Annotated in this window: 14 protein-coding genes and 1 pseudogene; 3 read left to right on the top strand and 12 right to left on the bottom strand. The window is 60.8% G+C overall.

The window, feature by feature from the left end; genetic code table 11:
* Nucleotides 1-4: 4 nt before the first annotated feature.
* The gene (locus ACMX25_RS30275; RefSeq protein ID WP_414953599.1) at nt 5-1015 is read right to left on the bottom strand and encodes a sugar ABC transporter substrate-binding protein; all 1011 of its coding nucleotides are present in this window, start codon (nt 1013-1015) and stop codon (nt 5-7) included.
* A gap of 211 nt (nt 1016-1226) precedes the next feature.
* Here ACMX25_RS30275 and ACMX25_RS30270 point away from each other — a divergent pair, with 211 nt between their 5' ends.
* Nucleotides 1227-2267: a LacI family DNA-binding transcriptional regulator gene (locus ACMX25_RS30270; RefSeq protein ID WP_414953598.1), complete on the top strand. Its 1041-nt coding sequence runs from the start codon at nt 1227-1229 to the stop codon at nt 2265-2267.
* On the opposite strand, the gene ACMX25_RS30265 is transcribed toward ACMX25_RS30270, so the two are convergent.
* The 4 genes from ACMX25_RS30265 to ACMX25_RS30250 are packed head-to-tail and all read right to left on the bottom strand — an operon-like array spanning nt 2257 to nt 5829.
* Nucleotides 2257-3126, bottom strand: coding sequence for a sugar phosphate isomerase/epimerase family protein (locus ACMX25_RS30265; RefSeq protein WP_414953597.1), 870 nt, complete (start codon nt 3124-3126; stop codon nt 2257-2259). The genes ACMX25_RS30270 and ACMX25_RS30265 overlap by 11 nt on opposite strands.
* Complete coding sequence (locus tag ACMX25_RS30260) at nt 3123-4376, bottom strand: NAD(P)/FAD-dependent oxidoreductase (RefSeq protein ID WP_414953596.1); 1254 nt, start codon at nt 4374-4376, stop codon at nt 3123-3125. Before ACMX25_RS30260 ends, ACMX25_RS30265 begins: the two co-directional genes overlap by 4 nt.
* The gene (locus tag ACMX25_RS30255; RefSeq protein WP_414953595.1) at nt 4373-4723 is read right to left on the bottom strand and encodes a non-heme iron oxygenase ferredoxin subunit; all 351 of its coding nucleotides are present in this window, start codon (nt 4721-4723) and stop codon (nt 4373-4375) included. Before ACMX25_RS30255 ends, ACMX25_RS30260 begins: the two co-directional genes overlap by 4 nt.
* A gap of 32 nt (nt 4724-4755) precedes the next feature.
* Nucleotides 4756-5829 (bottom strand): fatty acid desaturase, encoded by a 1074-nt coding sequence (locus ACMX25_RS30250; RefSeq protein ID WP_414953594.1) that lies wholly within the window; start codon nt 5827-5829, stop codon nt 4756-4758.
* A 319-nt stretch (nt 5830-6148) separates the two neighbouring features.
* On the opposite strand from ACMX25_RS30250, the gene ACMX25_RS30245 reads away from it, so the two are divergent.
* Nucleotides 6149-6994, top strand: coding sequence for a phytanoyl-CoA dioxygenase family protein (locus tag ACMX25_RS30245; protein ID WP_414953629.1), 846 nt, complete (start codon nt 6149-6151; stop codon nt 6992-6994).
* Nucleotide 6995: 1 nt separating this feature from the next.
* On the opposite strand, the gene ACMX25_RS30240 is transcribed toward ACMX25_RS30245, so the two are convergent.
* Complete coding sequence (locus tag ACMX25_RS30240) at nt 6996-7346, bottom strand: response regulator (RefSeq protein ID WP_414953593.1); 351 nt, start codon at nt 7344-7346, stop codon at nt 6996-6998.
* Nucleotides 7347-7552: 206 nt separating this feature from the next.
* Between ACMX25_RS30240 and ACMX25_RS30235 the strand changes: the two genes are divergently transcribed.
* Nucleotides 7553-8272 (top strand): YrzE family protein, encoded by a 720-nt coding sequence (locus tag ACMX25_RS30235; RefSeq protein ID WP_414953592.1) that lies wholly within the window; start codon nt 7553-7555, stop codon nt 8270-8272.
* Between the two features lie 46 nt (nt 8273-8318).
* On the opposite strand, the gene ACMX25_RS30230 is transcribed toward ACMX25_RS30235, so the two are convergent.
* The 6 genes and pseudogenes from ACMX25_RS30230 to ACMX25_RS30205 form a co-directional block, all read right to left on the bottom strand.
* Nucleotides 8319-9503: a serine hydrolase domain-containing protein gene (locus tag ACMX25_RS30230; RefSeq protein ID WP_414953591.1), complete on the bottom strand. Its 1185-nt coding sequence runs from the start codon at nt 9501-9503 to the stop codon at nt 8319-8321.
* Nucleotides 9504-9549: 46 nt separating this feature from the next.
* Nucleotides 9550-10278 carry a glutamine ABC transporter ATP-binding protein GlnQ gene (glnQ, locus tag ACMX25_RS30225; RefSeq protein WP_414953590.1) on the bottom strand — a complete coding sequence of 243 codons (729 nt, stop codon included), beginning with the start codon at nt 10276-10278 and terminating at the stop codon, nt 9550-9552.
* Nucleotides 10275-10931, bottom strand: a complete 657-nt coding sequence (gene glnP, locus ACMX25_RS30220) for a glutamine ABC transporter permease GlnP (RefSeq protein ID WP_414953589.1) — start codon at nt 10929-10931, stop codon at nt 10275-10277. The genes glnQ and glnP overlap by 4 nt, the downstream gene beginning before the upstream one ends.
* Nucleotides 10928-11680, bottom strand: coding sequence for a transporter substrate-binding domain-containing protein (locus ACMX25_RS30215; RefSeq protein WP_414953628.1), 753 nt, complete (start codon nt 11678-11680; stop codon nt 10928-10930). The genes glnP and ACMX25_RS30215 overlap by 4 nt, the downstream gene beginning before the upstream one ends.
* Nucleotides 11681-11824: 144 nt before the next feature.
* Nucleotides 11825-12265 (bottom strand): annotated as a pseudogene (locus ACMX25_RS30210) (RidA family protein); the annotation flags it as partial.
* Nucleotides 12262-13248 (bottom strand): PhzF family phenazine biosynthesis protein, encoded by a 987-nt coding sequence (locus ACMX25_RS30205; RefSeq protein ID WP_414953588.1) that lies wholly within the window; start codon nt 13246-13248, stop codon nt 12262-12264. The gene ACMX25_RS30205 and the pseudogene ACMX25_RS30210, both read right to left, overlap by 4 nt.
* Nucleotides 13249-13290: the final 42 nt, after the last annotated feature.

Genomic DNA, 13290 nt, shown 5'->3' with positions numbered 1-13290 from the left:
TCTCCTAGCGCAAGCCTTGTTGCGAGAGCGCGATGACCGAGTCCGCCTGAGCGGGCATGACGAGCGAATTGCCGGTGTTGATATCTGCGGGCGCAAGGCCGAACGACTTCGCCAGATACACCTGCATCACGGGCATGAAACCCTGCGCGTACGGTTGCTGATCGACCTCGGCCTGGATGTAGCCCGCCTTCATCATCTGCAGGACCTGGGGCACTATGTCGAAGCCGGCGAGCAGCACCTTGCCCGGCGGCACGTTGCGGTCCTTGAGCGTACGCGCCACCGCAGCATGGAAGAAACCCATGTCGAAATACGCGGTTGTATCGGGATGCGCCGTGAGATACGCGCCAACACGTTCGCCCGTCACCGACAGATCGGTGCCCGAGTCAATCCGGTCGATCACGACCGTGCGGGTTGGATTGGCGCGCTTCCATTCATCGAGACCTTCCATCACGCCTTTCGCGCGTTGCTCGGCCCAGTTCTGCCCCGGCGCGCTGACACCGATCAGCACGCGGATCGGACCGTCCTTCGGGAACTGGCTGGTGAGCTGATGCGCGAGACTGCGCCCGGCGGGGACAAAGTTCTGGCCAATGAACGCCTGCCGTTTCGCCGCGCCCGTCGCTCCGCCGCTTTGATCGACGTTATAAGCAATCACGATAATGTGCTTCGCACGCGCGTCGTTGATCATCGGCGTGAGCGCATTGTCATCCACGATGGTCGTCAGGATTGCATCCGGCTTGCGTGCAACCGCAGCCTGAAAGTTCGCGCTCTGCTGCTCGATCGAGCCGTCGGTTTGGGTAAAGACCATCTGGCAATGTGCCTGAACGCGTGTGCAGGCATCGTCGAAACCTTTCTTCACGGCTTGCCAGAATGCGTTGGTCGCCGCGCCGTGCGTCAGCATCACAATGTTCAGCGGCTCCGCGCTGCGAGCAACGCTCGCCGCGAAAAGCGTGGACGTTATGCATGCAGCTATCGCGAACTTTGAACGTGTATTAAATGTACTGAGTCTCCGGGTCATCTCCTGTCTCCTGTTATGTCCCGACCGCGGCTGCATCCGCGGTGCGAATGTCAGGCCGTCGTGCGGGGTGCTGCTGTCGCCGTTCTTAGCCGGTGACTTATCGTGTAGGGCTGTGCTTAAACACCTGCCTGATAGGCAAGCTTGATGGCCCAATGAGTTGATGCGATCATCATGTCAATCCTGTCGCCCAATTCCTAAACCGTGAAGGCTCATGCCCGACCTGACCAACCGCCGCAAAACGAGCATGGCCGATATCGCCAAGGCCGCCGACGTCAGCGAAGCAACCGTCGACCGCGTGCTTAACGGCCGCGGCGGTGTCTCGCGCGAGAAGGAGCGGCGCGTGCTCGAATGGGCGCGCAAGCTCAAGATCGATCGGGCACTCGATGCGGTATCGGTACGCTGGTTGCGCATAGCCATCCTCTTGCAGCAGCCCGTTGCACCGTATTACGTCTATCTGAAGCAGGGTTTCGAAATCGCCCAGAAGACGTTCGAAGCGCAGCGCGTGATCTGCGCGGTGACCTACTTCGATAACCTCGAGCCGGCGCGCGTCGTCGAGACCATCCACCGCGCGACGCAGAAGGCCGACGCGCTGATAATCGTCGCGTATGAACACCCCGACATCACGGCGGCACTGCGCCAGGTGAGCCGCGCGATGCCGGTCGTTACGCTGGCGAGCGACTTGCCGGGAACGGGGCGGCTGGCCTATGTGGGTATCGACAATCGCGGGGCGGGGCGGGTTGCGGGCGAGCTGATGGGCCGCTTTCTCGGCGATGCGGGAGGCAAGGTGCTCGTGATGACGGGCATGCATGATTTCCTCGGCCATGAAGAACGCGAAAGCGGCTTCCGCTCAGTACTTAGGCGGCGTTTTCCTAACTGCGACATCGTGGAGACAGTCGAGAGCCGCGAGCAATCCGGGCTCACCGAAAAGCTCACTCGCGACGCCTTCCGGCGCTATCCCGACCTGCGCGGGATCTATAACATTTCAGTCGGCGACGAAGGCGTCGGCGCCGCGCTTCAAGCGCTCGACCGCGTTCGTTCGACCGTCTTCGTGGGCCACGAACTCAACGACATTTCGCGGCGCTTGCTCATTGAAGGAACGCTCGACGCCGTACTCGACCAGAACCCGGCCGCCGAAGCAATGCGTTCTATCGAAATCATCTTGCGGCACTATCATCGTGATCCCGGCGTGGCGTTGCCGCAGCAGATTCCGGTCACGGTGTTGTTGCGTGAAAACCTTCCGCTCAGCGATTAAGCGCCAACGCTTGGGGCTTTTTTTCACGGCTCAGGTTATTCCAGAGTTCTCGAATCCAGTCGCGCATCAGCAATGATTCGGCCCAGCGGTCGGTTGTGTCGTTGCCATCGCGGCCGATGATTGCGTAAGGCTTGGGCCCGAGTTCGCACGTGAAGACCAACGTGTCGTCGGGACCGGCGCGCCGTTGCCACGATGCAAAGCCGTGTTGCCACCAGCCAAGAAACAGGTCCACCCAAATACGATGCGGCTCGAATGAGATCTCGATCTGCACTTGTTCACGGCTCGCGACGCGGCCGTGAAACGCCCACGATTGATCCAGAATTCGATGCATATCCGCGTGGTTTTCGTCGGACACGGGCAGCGCGAATTCACGTCCCACGAGATAGTGCGAGATGTCCCCGAGCAACTTCAAATCCGGCCGGGAATCGAGCAGATCGAGCGTGAAATGCAGGTCGGTCGTCATGCGGTCCCGATGTGTTTCGATATACACCGGGAAGTCCACTTGCTCGGCGAGCCGCGTCCATCCATCGATCAGCTTGAGCGCGTCATCGAGTCGACGCGGCCGTACATCCGGCTGCAAGTCGATGTGATGCACACCGAACTCGGTGGCTATTTCAAGGATCGGTTGCAGGTCATCTACCGTGCGCGGAAAACATTGTCCTTCCGCTTTCAAATCGAATTGCTTTAGCAAACCGCTAAGCCGGCGCACGTCTTCACGCGATGCGTAACCCGCGCTCACGCCGTTGAAACCCGCTTGCGCGATCATCGTTACGTTGTCTTCAAGTGAGCGCTCATGACCGTCGGTGTGGCGACGCTCCATTGCCCATAGCGACTGATAGATGTCGAGCCGTTGCGTCATAGCGCCTCCACTGCAAGCAGGGGCTTGAGCTTGACACTTCGATCCGAGAGCAATGAAGGCTCAATACACGCGCGCCTCGCAATCAACTCCTGCGCTACTCGTACGTCACGTGCAATCTCGCTTGCTTGTCCAACACCGCTCGCGCCGACCAGCACGCCATCGCGATCCAGTGCAAAAAACACTCGCGATGCAGCGCTCGTCTCGCGTACGACGGAAGTGACGCCGAACGCGGGCATGCCGGCAATCTGGATGGTCATGTCGTATTGATCGGACCAGAACCACGGCACTTCGGAATAGGTTTCGCCGCGGTCCAGCATGTTGCGCGCGACAATGCGCGCGTGGTCTTCGGCGTTCTTCCAGCATTCGAGCCGCATGCGTCGCCGGAATAGCCGATGCGGAAACGAGCAGACATCGCCTGCCGCGAAAATGTGCGGATCATTGGTGCGCAACGTGTCGTCCACGGCGATGCCGTCCGCTACGTCGATACCCGCCGCTTCAGCCAGCTCGGTGCGCGGCTTCACGCCAATCCCTGCGATCACGCAGTCGCATTCTATGGTGGTCCCGTCGGAGAGCTTCATGCCGGTGGCGCGCTTCATGGACGCTCCAATGATCCGGTCGACCTGCACGGCGAAGCGCACGTCCACGCCCATTTGCTTGTGCCGTTCCACCAGATACTCCGCGACGATTTCCGGCACGGCACGCATGAGCGCACGCGCTGCCGCTTCGATCACGGTTACTTCACATCCTCGTGCAATGGCCGTTGCCGCAATCTCCAGCCCGATAAAACCCGCCCCCACGATCGCGATCTTCCGCCCTGGCAGTAATTCGTTGAGCACGCCGGATGCGTCCGCAGCCGTGCGCAAGACATGCACGCCTTCAAGCGTTGCGCCTGGCACGCTCAAGCGGCGAGGCGCCGCGCCGGTCGCGATCAGCAGACGCTGATACGCCACGGTATGGCCATCGTTTAAAACCACTTTGCGCGCGGCGCGATCGATCTGTTTAACACCCGAATCAACGCGCAGGTCGATGCGCTGCTCGGCGTAAAACGCCTCGTCATACAGCGCGCATTGCGCGGTGGTTTTCTGACCGAGCAGCACGGCCTTTGAAAGCGGCGGCCTGTCGTAAGGCGCAACGCCTTCATTGCCGAGCAGCGTGATGTCGCCGTCCCAGCCGTTGTCACGCAGCGCATGGGCTGTGCGTGCGCCGCTTTGCCCGGCACCGATGATCACCATCGCGGGTCGGCTTTTCATGACGCCGCCTTCATTTGCGGCGGAACACCGAGCAGCACTTCACCACCTTCAATACGCACCGGGTATGTCTTCAAATGCACGCAGACGGGCGGGCTTTTTGGCTTGCCGGTGGGGATATCGAAACGTCCCTGATGCAGCGGGCATTCAATCTCGCGATTGAGCACGAAGCCATCCGCAAGATGCGCGCGTTCGTGCGTGCACCACCCATCCGATGCAAAGAAACCCTCGGCTATCCGATACACCGCGTAACTCGCGCCGGCGTGATCGAAGCGGATCACGTCTTCTTCGGCAATCTCACTGGCAGCGCAGGCCACGACCCATTCGATGTCATTCGTTTCAACGGCCACAAGAGCCTCCGGATTGTTGGAGTTGTTTAGCTTCAGATGCCCGACTGGGTCGCAAATGTTCCTTGCGGGGCGGTTTCACCCGGCACCTTGCGTTCGATCACATGATCCGGTTCGACGCGCTGTTTCCATAACGCAGGCACCATCTCGCGATACACCGCATAGAGGCTCGGATAAGCGGGTGGCAACTGATCCTTGATGACTTCATGCAAACGCGGCAACGCATGAAACGGCACCATTGGCAGGAGATGATGTTCAAGGTGGTAGTTCATGTTCAGGTACAGGAAGCGATAGACCGGATTGATGTACACCGTGCGTGTGTTGAGCCGATGATCCTTCACGTTGACCGCGAGGCCCGCATGCTGCGTGAGGCCGAGCAACTGATGCAGCCAGCCGCCGTAATAGCGGGGCGTCCACACGAACATCAGCGGCAGGAAACTGCGGAGTGCGATAGCAAGCCCTATCGTGCCGATGACCACCAGCAGATAGATTCGGCAAGACCAGATCATCTTCGGCTTTTCGGTAGCGGGGAGGAACACATCGGTGGCGGCATCGACGCGGCCGAACGCATGCCGGACGACCTTGCGGATCTCCAACGAAGTACCCAGCAGTCCGAAGAAATCGATGATGATCGGCCAGACCTGCGTCGGCCGTGCAACCTGAATTTCCGGATCACGCGCTTGAAAGTACGTGTGGGTGTGATGCCGCGCGTGACTCCAGCGCCACCAGTAACCTTCGCGGATCGTCATGAACGATGACAGGTGATAGAAGGCGTCGTTGAGCCAGCGGGTCTTGAACGGTGTGCCATGGGCGAGTTCGTGCCAGCGGGCGTCGCTGGACGAATAGATCGTGCCGTAGACCAGGAATGCGGGCACGGCCCACCAGGTCCCCCAGCAGAGCGCGGCCACCCAACCCGATGCGGCGAGCAGCAACAACCAAGGCACGAAGTTGCGCAGGCCTTCGGCATCACTGCGTTTCATCAGCTCTTTCAGCACAGCGCGCGGAATGCGCGGCTGATACCACTGCTCGTGAATACGCTTGTCGATAGACGGATCGGTGAGGGCGGGTTTGGACGCATCGCCGCCGCTGATATCGGGAGTCGAGGACATGGGGTTGTCTCCTGCTTAATTATGTTCAAACAACGTTTAAGCGATGTTTTGAGCGCTTCCCGTCAGTTATTACCGCCGGGTGGCCTTCTTGTTGACTGAACGATAGATGAGCGCAGCTTGCCACTCACTCAAAAAAATGATGGATTTCCATCAAGCGCGGCTGCGGGCCACATTGGCTATGGCTTTCCAAAATAGAAATTAAATTCCACCAAACCGTCGAGTGAAATTTTCTTTGCATTGGGGCGACCGGTCTTCTATGCTTGTCTGCACTAGCGGCCGGAGTGCTGCATCGATCGTCAAGGAGACAGGTGTGAACAGCATGGAACTGGGCGCGGTGACGCCTGAAGGTGTAGTCGAGGCGCTGTTGCGCGGTCCGGGCGCAGTGCGCATTCGCGGCGTGTTCAGCGCGGCGCAAGTGGCTGAAGCGCGGCGTGTCGTGATGGATCATTCGCAGGACCGTGCGCAGACGGTCACGCATTTCCAGGGACAAGCGGCTGAAGATCAGCGGCTGCATTTGCAGCGGCGCGTGTGGAATCTGCTGGCGAAAGGCGATGTGTTTTCGGAGATGGCCGAGCAGCCCGACATTGTCGCAGCCATGCGTCTTTTCCTCGGCGATGACTTCATCATGGGGTCAATCGCGGCGAACCGGATTTTGCCGGACGGTCCCGGACAGGAACCGCATATCGATTACCCGTACTGGGATTTTCATTCTCCGACAACTTTCCCGCTCGGCATCAACACGAGCTTTCCGCTCAACGCGCAGGTCACCATTCCTCTCGATCCGTTCACGGCGCAAACCGGAGCGACGGCTTTCGTGCCGCACACGCAGCATGAGTTGCGGTATCCCGGCGAGGGCGACGCCTTCTTTGAACGATGCGAGCGCATGGAAGCGGAGCCCGGAGACGCGATCGTTTTCTTCGGCGCGACGTGGCACTGTGCCATGCCGAATCACAGCACGCAGGATCGCAGCGCGGTGCTGCTTCAATACCTGCCGAAATTCGTCAAGCCGATGGAAGACCTGCGCGCGATGGTCGGCGAAACGTTCGTCAAGAACGCCAGCCCGACCATGCGGCAATTGCTTGGCTTGAACTTCCCGTATCCGCAGAACCTCGATGCGATCGCCGTTGCGACGAACGCCGAGGGTCGCAAAAACGCCATGCGGTAGTTCAGCCTTCCGAGAATTTCAGCGCGTGTTCCAAAGCCGCCGGACTGATCGGCTTGTGGAGAAAACCGTCGAACGGTTCCAGGTCCTTGTCCTTGAGATCGGTCCTGCCGGTCACCGCGATCACGCACGCATCGCGGGATGCCCCTTCGTTGCGCACCTGACGGCATAGCTCCCGGCCATCGGCGTCGGGTAATTCGATGTCGAAGAACACGACGTCGAAGCTCTGCGCTTGCGTCAACACCATCGCAGAGCGCCCGTCGTACGCGACTTGAACCTTGTGCCCCAGGCCGGACGCTATCTCGCCAAACGCGTCGGCTGAATCTTTATGGTCATCAATAAACAGAATGTGCACGATTCCCTCGGTATTAAGCAGATGTTGATGATTTGGAAAGCTGATGAACCGAACGAGATCGCGCGTTCGCTTTAAACACCTTGCAACGAAGATGCCAGCTTTGATCGCCTCACAGTGTGGGAACGACGATTGCACTGAGCGGGTGCACGGCGCACCAATGCCGGCCTTTCGTTCGACAATCGACTACCCATTCCAAGGGGACACCTATGCGACTCCTGACTACTCAAGATGGCTTACCCCGTATCTCGTGGGGCGCAGTTATAGCCGGCGTGATTTTGTCGCTGATTGTTTATCTGATCATGAGCGTGCTGGGGACCGCGATAGGCGCGTCGCTTCTCGCGCCCATGTCGCAGCCCAATCCCGGGCGCGTGTTTGGATTTGGCTCAGGCGTGTGGGTGATTGTTACAACCGTGCTAGCCGTATTTGTCGGTTCGTACTTCGCCGGACGTTGCGCGCCGGTGCTCGGATGGCTGCACGGTTTGCTCGCGTGGGCAGTGATGACCTTGCTGTTGCTATATGGCATGACATCGATTATTGGCGGCGCTGTCAGCGTGGCCGGCAATGTGGCGGCGGCGACGGCGAACGTCGGGGCGGTGGCGAGAACTCAAGGTGATCAAGCTAATCAATCAACCGGATCGCTTGCCGATTCCGCCAAGCAGCAGGCACAGGCGGCGCTCGATGGCACAGCATCGGCCACGTCCAGCGCCGACGCGCAGCAGGACGCCATGCAAGCGGCGCACACGGCCGCGCGTGGCATCGCTCGCGCGACGTGGTACTCGTTTGCGGCGCTGGTGGTGGGCGCGATCATCGCGGTGGTGTCGGGCAGCGCGGGTTTTCGTCATCAACCGCCGTTTGAAGAAGGCGGTGGCTCGGCGCGCGATGACGCTGTTGTAACCAATGGATTGGGACGTCGCAGGGTTTCCTGATTTGACCGTTTGCTGATTGAAGGCCGGTCGATTCGACCGGCCTTCCTCACGCCATCGCCGCAATCGCTTCGAGCAATGCAAGATTCAGGCGCTTGAGATCGTTATTGGTCGGTTCAGGTTGCGACGAGAATTTCGCGATCACGGTCTCGCGTAACGGATCGACGTATAGCCATTGCCCATGGATGCCGATTGCGAAGCAGGCTCCGTTGGCGTTGCCAACTTGATACCACTTGTTGCGGTACTTTCCTTCCGGCAGCCACGCTGAGAAGGACCCTTGCCGCCACGCCTCGGCGCTCCCGCCCGAGAGCGTATCTTGCATCCACTCCGCGTTGATCAGTCTGCGTCCGTCCACCACGCCGCCGAGGCGCACCAATTCGCCGATCCTTGCCAGATCACGCACGGTCATGCTCATGCCGCCGCCTGAACGCGCGGTGCCGGCGAGGTCCACGGTGACGCAGCCGTCGTGTCGCAACCCTAGTGGTTGCCATAGACGCGTGGCCGCGAAGTCTGCGTAACGCGTGCCCGACGCGCGCTCGATCATCAGGCCAAGCACGTCAGAGTTGGGTGAGCAGTAATGGAAAGGACCGCCGTGTTCCTCCGGGCCTTTGGGCAGCGAAGCAAGGAAGCCAATCACTGTTTCGGGTTCCTCACCGTCTCGCCGCGGGTCCCACAGGCCGGCCCTGCGATACCGCGCATAGACGCCGTTCGGATCGAGATAGTCTTCGTTGAATGCGAGGCTCGTGCGCATATCCAGAACGTGCCTGACCTGAGCGTCGCCATAGGCCGACTGCGCAAGCTCCGGCACGTAGTGCGCGACTGGGGCTTGAGGATCGAGAAGACCATCGCCGACGAGTATGCCGGCGAGCAGGCCCGCGACTGACTTGCTCGCTGAAAATAAAATATGGCGAGTCTGCAGCGTGAAGTTCGGCGCGTGAAAATCCGCGATAAAACGCCCGGCGCGCATTACCGTGATGGCGTCGGTCGAGGTCTGCCGCAAAATTGAAGCAACCGTGCGGCGTTCGCCGTCGAGCACGAATTCGTGTTCGGCCAGCGCGGTGGCATCGACCTTCGGTTCTTCGATGAGCCCGGGTGTGGCCGTGATTCGCGCCGTTGGAATCAGCTCGTGGACATGGCGAAAGGCCCAGACATTCCACGGCGCTTCGCGCCAGTTGTCATGCCGGACGCTGTCCCGGCGAAAGCCGTAGTCGCTTTCGAAATGTGGAGAAATCATCTTGGCTACGTATTCCTATGGCGTGCGGTCGTGAAAAACGAGGGCATCAATTAACGTGCTGCAGGAAGTCACGAAAGCGTTCTCCCGGCGGTGTCGACAGCATCTCGACGGGCTTGCCGTCGTGCACCACGCGGCCCGCTTCCATGAAGAGCAGGCGGGAACCCACGCGTTGCGCAAAGCCCATTTCGTGCGTGACGACGACCATCGTCATGCCCTCGCTCGCAAGCGTTTGCATCACCTTGAGGACTTCCTGGCGCAGCTCCGGATCGAGCGCCGATGTCGGCTCGTCGAACAGCATCAGCTTTGGCTGCACGGCAAGCGCCCGCGCGATGGCGACACGTTGCTGCTGACCGCCGGAAAGCTGCGACGGATAGTGCTGCATCCGCTCCGACAGACCGACTTTATGCAGCAGCGCGGTGGCGATCTCGCGCGCTTCCGCGCGCGTTTGGCGGCGCGCCCGGATCGGCCCGAACATGACGTTCTGCATTGCCGTGAGGTTCGGAAAGAGATTGAACTGCTGGAACACCATGCCGGCTTCGAGCCTGATGCGCCTGACGTCGCGCGCGGAACCCAGCACGCTGATATCGTCCACGCGCAGATCACCGCCGCTGATTTTTTCGAGGCCGTTGATGCAACGTAGCATCGTCGACTTGCCGGACCCGGAAGGGCCGACGATCACGGCGACTTCTCCTCGTTCGATCGCGAGATCGAGCGGATGCAGGACCACGTTGGCGCCAAAATGCTTAGAGGTTTGCTGGAATTCGATCATGCTCATGGCAGGCGTACTCTCCGTTCAAGCACTCGCAGACCCAGCGCGAGCGCGCTGATCACGAGCAGATAGATGACCGCCACCGCAGTCCAGATTTCCACCGCCCGGAAGTTCGCGGCCATGATTTCCTGCCCTCGCCGGGTCAGTTCGCCGACGCCGATAACCAGAAATATCGAGGTGTCCTTGACCAGGTTGACGAACTGGTTTCCCATCGCCGGCAACGCGCGTCGAAATGCGATCGGGGTGATGACATGAAGCAGCACGTTGCGAAAGGGCAGGCCCATCGCGAGGCCCGCTTCGCGCAATCCGAACGGCACACCGTCGAGCGCGCCGCGGATGATCTCCGCGTTATAGGCGCCCGAGTTGACGACCAGCGTGATGATGGCGGCGCTCGTCCCGCTGATCCGGATATTCATCATGATCGGCAAGGCGAAGTAAACGAACATCACCTGGACCACGATCGGCGTGCCGCGGATCAATGCAACGTAGAGCTGGGCCGGCAAGACCGTGAGACGGCCACCGTAGGTCAGCGCCACGCCCGCGAGAATGCCGAGCACGATGCCTCCGGCGAGGCCGGCCAGAGCAATTATTAAGGTAAGCTGAAGACCTTGCAGTAGGTCCGGCAGCGCGGCAATGACGGCCGCCCAGTCGAAGGTCATGACGACGCCTCGCCGAACCATTTGCGCCCGAGTGCCTGCAGCCGCCCGTCGGCCTTCATGGCGGCGAGTTGAACGTTGACCGCGGCGACCAGCGGGCTACCCTTCTGGAAGCCGATGCCAACATCGAGACCCTCCAGCGCCGGTTGTATGACCCTGACCTTGTTCTTGCCGGCGTTGTTGGCGTAGTAAAGCATCTGGGGTTTGTCGTAGACGACTGCGTCGGTACGGCCGGCTTCCAGCGCGAGCAGCGCATTGTTGATGCTGGGCAACTGCTCGACGGTGGCGTCCTTGATGTGGTCCTTGATGTATCCGACCGCGAGCGTGCCCGTTTCAGTGCCGATGTGTTTGCCGGCAAGATCGGCCGGCGTGTGGATGGTGGTGTTGTCGGCGCGGGTCAGTGCGATCAGGCCGCTCTTATAGTACGGATCGGAAAAATCGATTACTTGCTGGCGCTCGGGCTTGATGAAAAGTTGCGACACGATCACATCGATATTGCGAGTTTGAAGCGCCGGGATCAGCGCGCCGAACTCCATCGGTTGCAGCCGCCATTTGCGGTTCATGCCCTTTGCGATCTCGTTCCAGACTTCGACGTCGAAGCCGCTATAAGAGTCGCCCTGCTTGAACACGAACGGCGGCGCGCCGACGTTGGAACCGACGATCAGTTCGGCGTCAGCAGCGCGGACGGCGCGGGATAGCAGGAGGGCGGGCGCGGCGGCCAGGCTCAGTTGCAGCAGTTGACGGCGATTCATGGTGATGCCTCCACGGGTAAGTGAATCGTGCCGGGCCTGCCGTTTCCAGGACGGTCCGGTGTTTGTTATGGCTTGGTGTTTATTGCTGAGTGTCGATGCTGGGGCCAGTGTGTCGGGCGTCACAGGAGTCAACGCGACCGTGAGTTCGATTTCGAGCAACCCGTTGCCCGGCAGACTTGCAACGCCAACTGCCGATCTCGCATGCCGGCCCCTTTCGCCGAAGATGTCGTGGAGCAGGGTCGAGGCTTCATCCATGACCTGGCTGTGATTCGCGAAGCCGGGCGCAACATTCACGAAACCACGCAGGAACAGGGTGCGATCGACTGCGCTCGTGGCCGGCAGCGTTGCAACGAGCACGCTCAGGGCGCGTAGTACGCAGGTCCGTGCCGCGAGCCGGATGACATTGGGTGGCGTATCGCGATCAACCGGCCCGGTGATGATCTCGTCGCCGATACGGCTGACCTGCCCGCTGATATAAGCGATACCGTTGTAGATCACCGCGCCGACGTATACACCTCGCGGCGATGGTGCCTCGGGGAGCGTCAAGCCAAGTTGCGCCAGCCGGCCGGCGATATCGATCGTCATGACGAGGCTCCGGCATGTCCTTCGAAGCTAACCGGACCGCCGAGCCAGCAGCCGTCCGGGCGGCTAGGGTCGAGGCCCGCGTCGAAACTGAAGCGCACTGAGATCTGCGACGGACGTTTCATCGCGCGTCCCTGGCGGATCGTAATGGTCCGTTCGGACGCTTCAACGATGCCATTAGTCAGGAGCCCAAAAGACAGCGCAGACGCCGCGATTCCGGTGGCTGCATCTTCCGGATAACCCGAGGCACGCGGAAACTGCCGGGCATCGAAGATTTGCTGGGCCGCGTCGAAGGTGGCGTAGGGGTAAAGGCCCGTCGAGCCGATTCGCTCGCACAGCGCCTCGATCTTCTCGAAGCGCGGCTGAAGGCTATCGAGGTCAGCAGTGCTGGTGAGCGGAATCAGCGTCTTGACGCGGCTTGTGCAGGCGTTCTGGATCGGCAGTGGCGCGAGTTGCGCGGCACTGATGCCGAGCACATCGATGATCTCGTCGCGGCTGAGTTGCGCCTCCGACAATGTTTCGATACGACCCGCGGGTTGGGAAATCTCGACCGTGGCGCCCTCGGCCGTGTGCCCGGTGATCCGGGCCCTGACCTTGCCGCTATGGGTGTGGATGGTGAGCAAGTCGCGCTGCAATCGCCCGCTTTGATGGAGTAGCCAGACCGCGCCGACCGTGGCGTGTCCACACATCGGCATCTCGTGGTTGGGGACCCAGAAGCGAAATTCGTAGTCGCACTCAGAGCCGGGCGGGGCCGGCAGCACGAAGCCGCTTTCGTGGCCGTAGCGCTGGGCCACTGCCTGCATTTCGGTGTCGGACATGCCGGCGGCATCGGCCACGATAGGCGCTGGATTGCCGCCGCCGGGACCGGCGGCGAACACGCTGACGAGTTCGACTGAGTGGCGGACTGCGGGTGGGACTGCAGGGCTGACTGTGTCGCGCTGAGGCATGACCGGATGAACCCCGCTGACCGGGGAGTGTGTTTCCATCCAGCCAGATTACGGGGATCAAAAAGGCGCCGCGCGCTCGAA

The sequence above is a fragment of the Caballeronia eucalypticola genome (genome assembly GCF_047608185.1).
Taxonomy (GTDB): domain Bacteria; phylum Pseudomonadota; class Gammaproteobacteria; order Burkholderiales; family Burkholderiaceae; genus Caballeronia.
This window is presented reverse-complemented; position numbering and strand designations above follow the sequence as displayed.

Coding starts and splice junctions, on each gene's coding strand:
- ACMX25_RS30275 (WP_414953599.1), bottom strand. CDS start 1,015: ATGACCCGGAGACTCAGTACATTTAATACACGTTCAAAGTTCGCGATA.
- ACMX25_RS30270 (WP_414953598.1), top strand. CDS start 1,227: ATGCCCGACCTGACCAACCGCCGCAAAACGAGCATGGCCGATATCGCC.
- ACMX25_RS30265 (WP_414953597.1), bottom strand. CDS start 3,126: ATGACGCAACGGCTCGACATCTATCAGTCGCTATGGGCAATGGAGCGT.
- ACMX25_RS30260 (WP_414953596.1), bottom strand. CDS start 4,376: ATGAAAAGCCGACCCGCGATGGTGATCATCGGTGCCGGGCAAAGCGGC.
- ACMX25_RS30250 (WP_414953594.1), bottom strand. CDS start 5,829: ATGTCCTCGACTCCCGATATCAGCGGCGGCGATGCGTCCAAACCCGCC.
- ACMX25_RS30245 (WP_414953629.1), top strand. CDS start 6,149: ATGGAACTGGGCGCGGTGACGCCTGAAGGTGTAGTCGAGGCGCTGTTG.
- ACMX25_RS30235 (WP_414953592.1), top strand. CDS start 7,553: ATGCGACTCCTGACTACTCAAGATGGCTTACCCCGTATCTCGTGGGGC.
- ACMX25_RS30230 (WP_414953591.1), bottom strand. CDS start 9,503: ATGATTTCTCCACATTTCGAAAGCGACTACGGCTTTCGCCGGGACAGC.
- glnQ (WP_414953590.1), bottom strand. CDS start 10,278: ATGAGCATGATCGAATTCCAGCAAACCTCTAAGCATTTTGGCGCCAAC.
- glnP (WP_414953589.1), bottom strand. CDS start 10,931: ATGACCTTCGACTGGGCGGCCGTCATTGCCGCGCTGCCGGACCTACTG.
- ACMX25_RS30215 (WP_414953628.1), bottom strand. CDS start 11,680: ATGAATCGCCGTCAACTGCTGCAACTGAGCCTGGCCGCCGCGCCCGCC.
- ACMX25_RS30205 (WP_414953588.1), bottom strand. CDS start 13,248: ATGGAAACACACTCCCCGGTCAGCGGGGTTCATCCGGTCATGCCTCAG.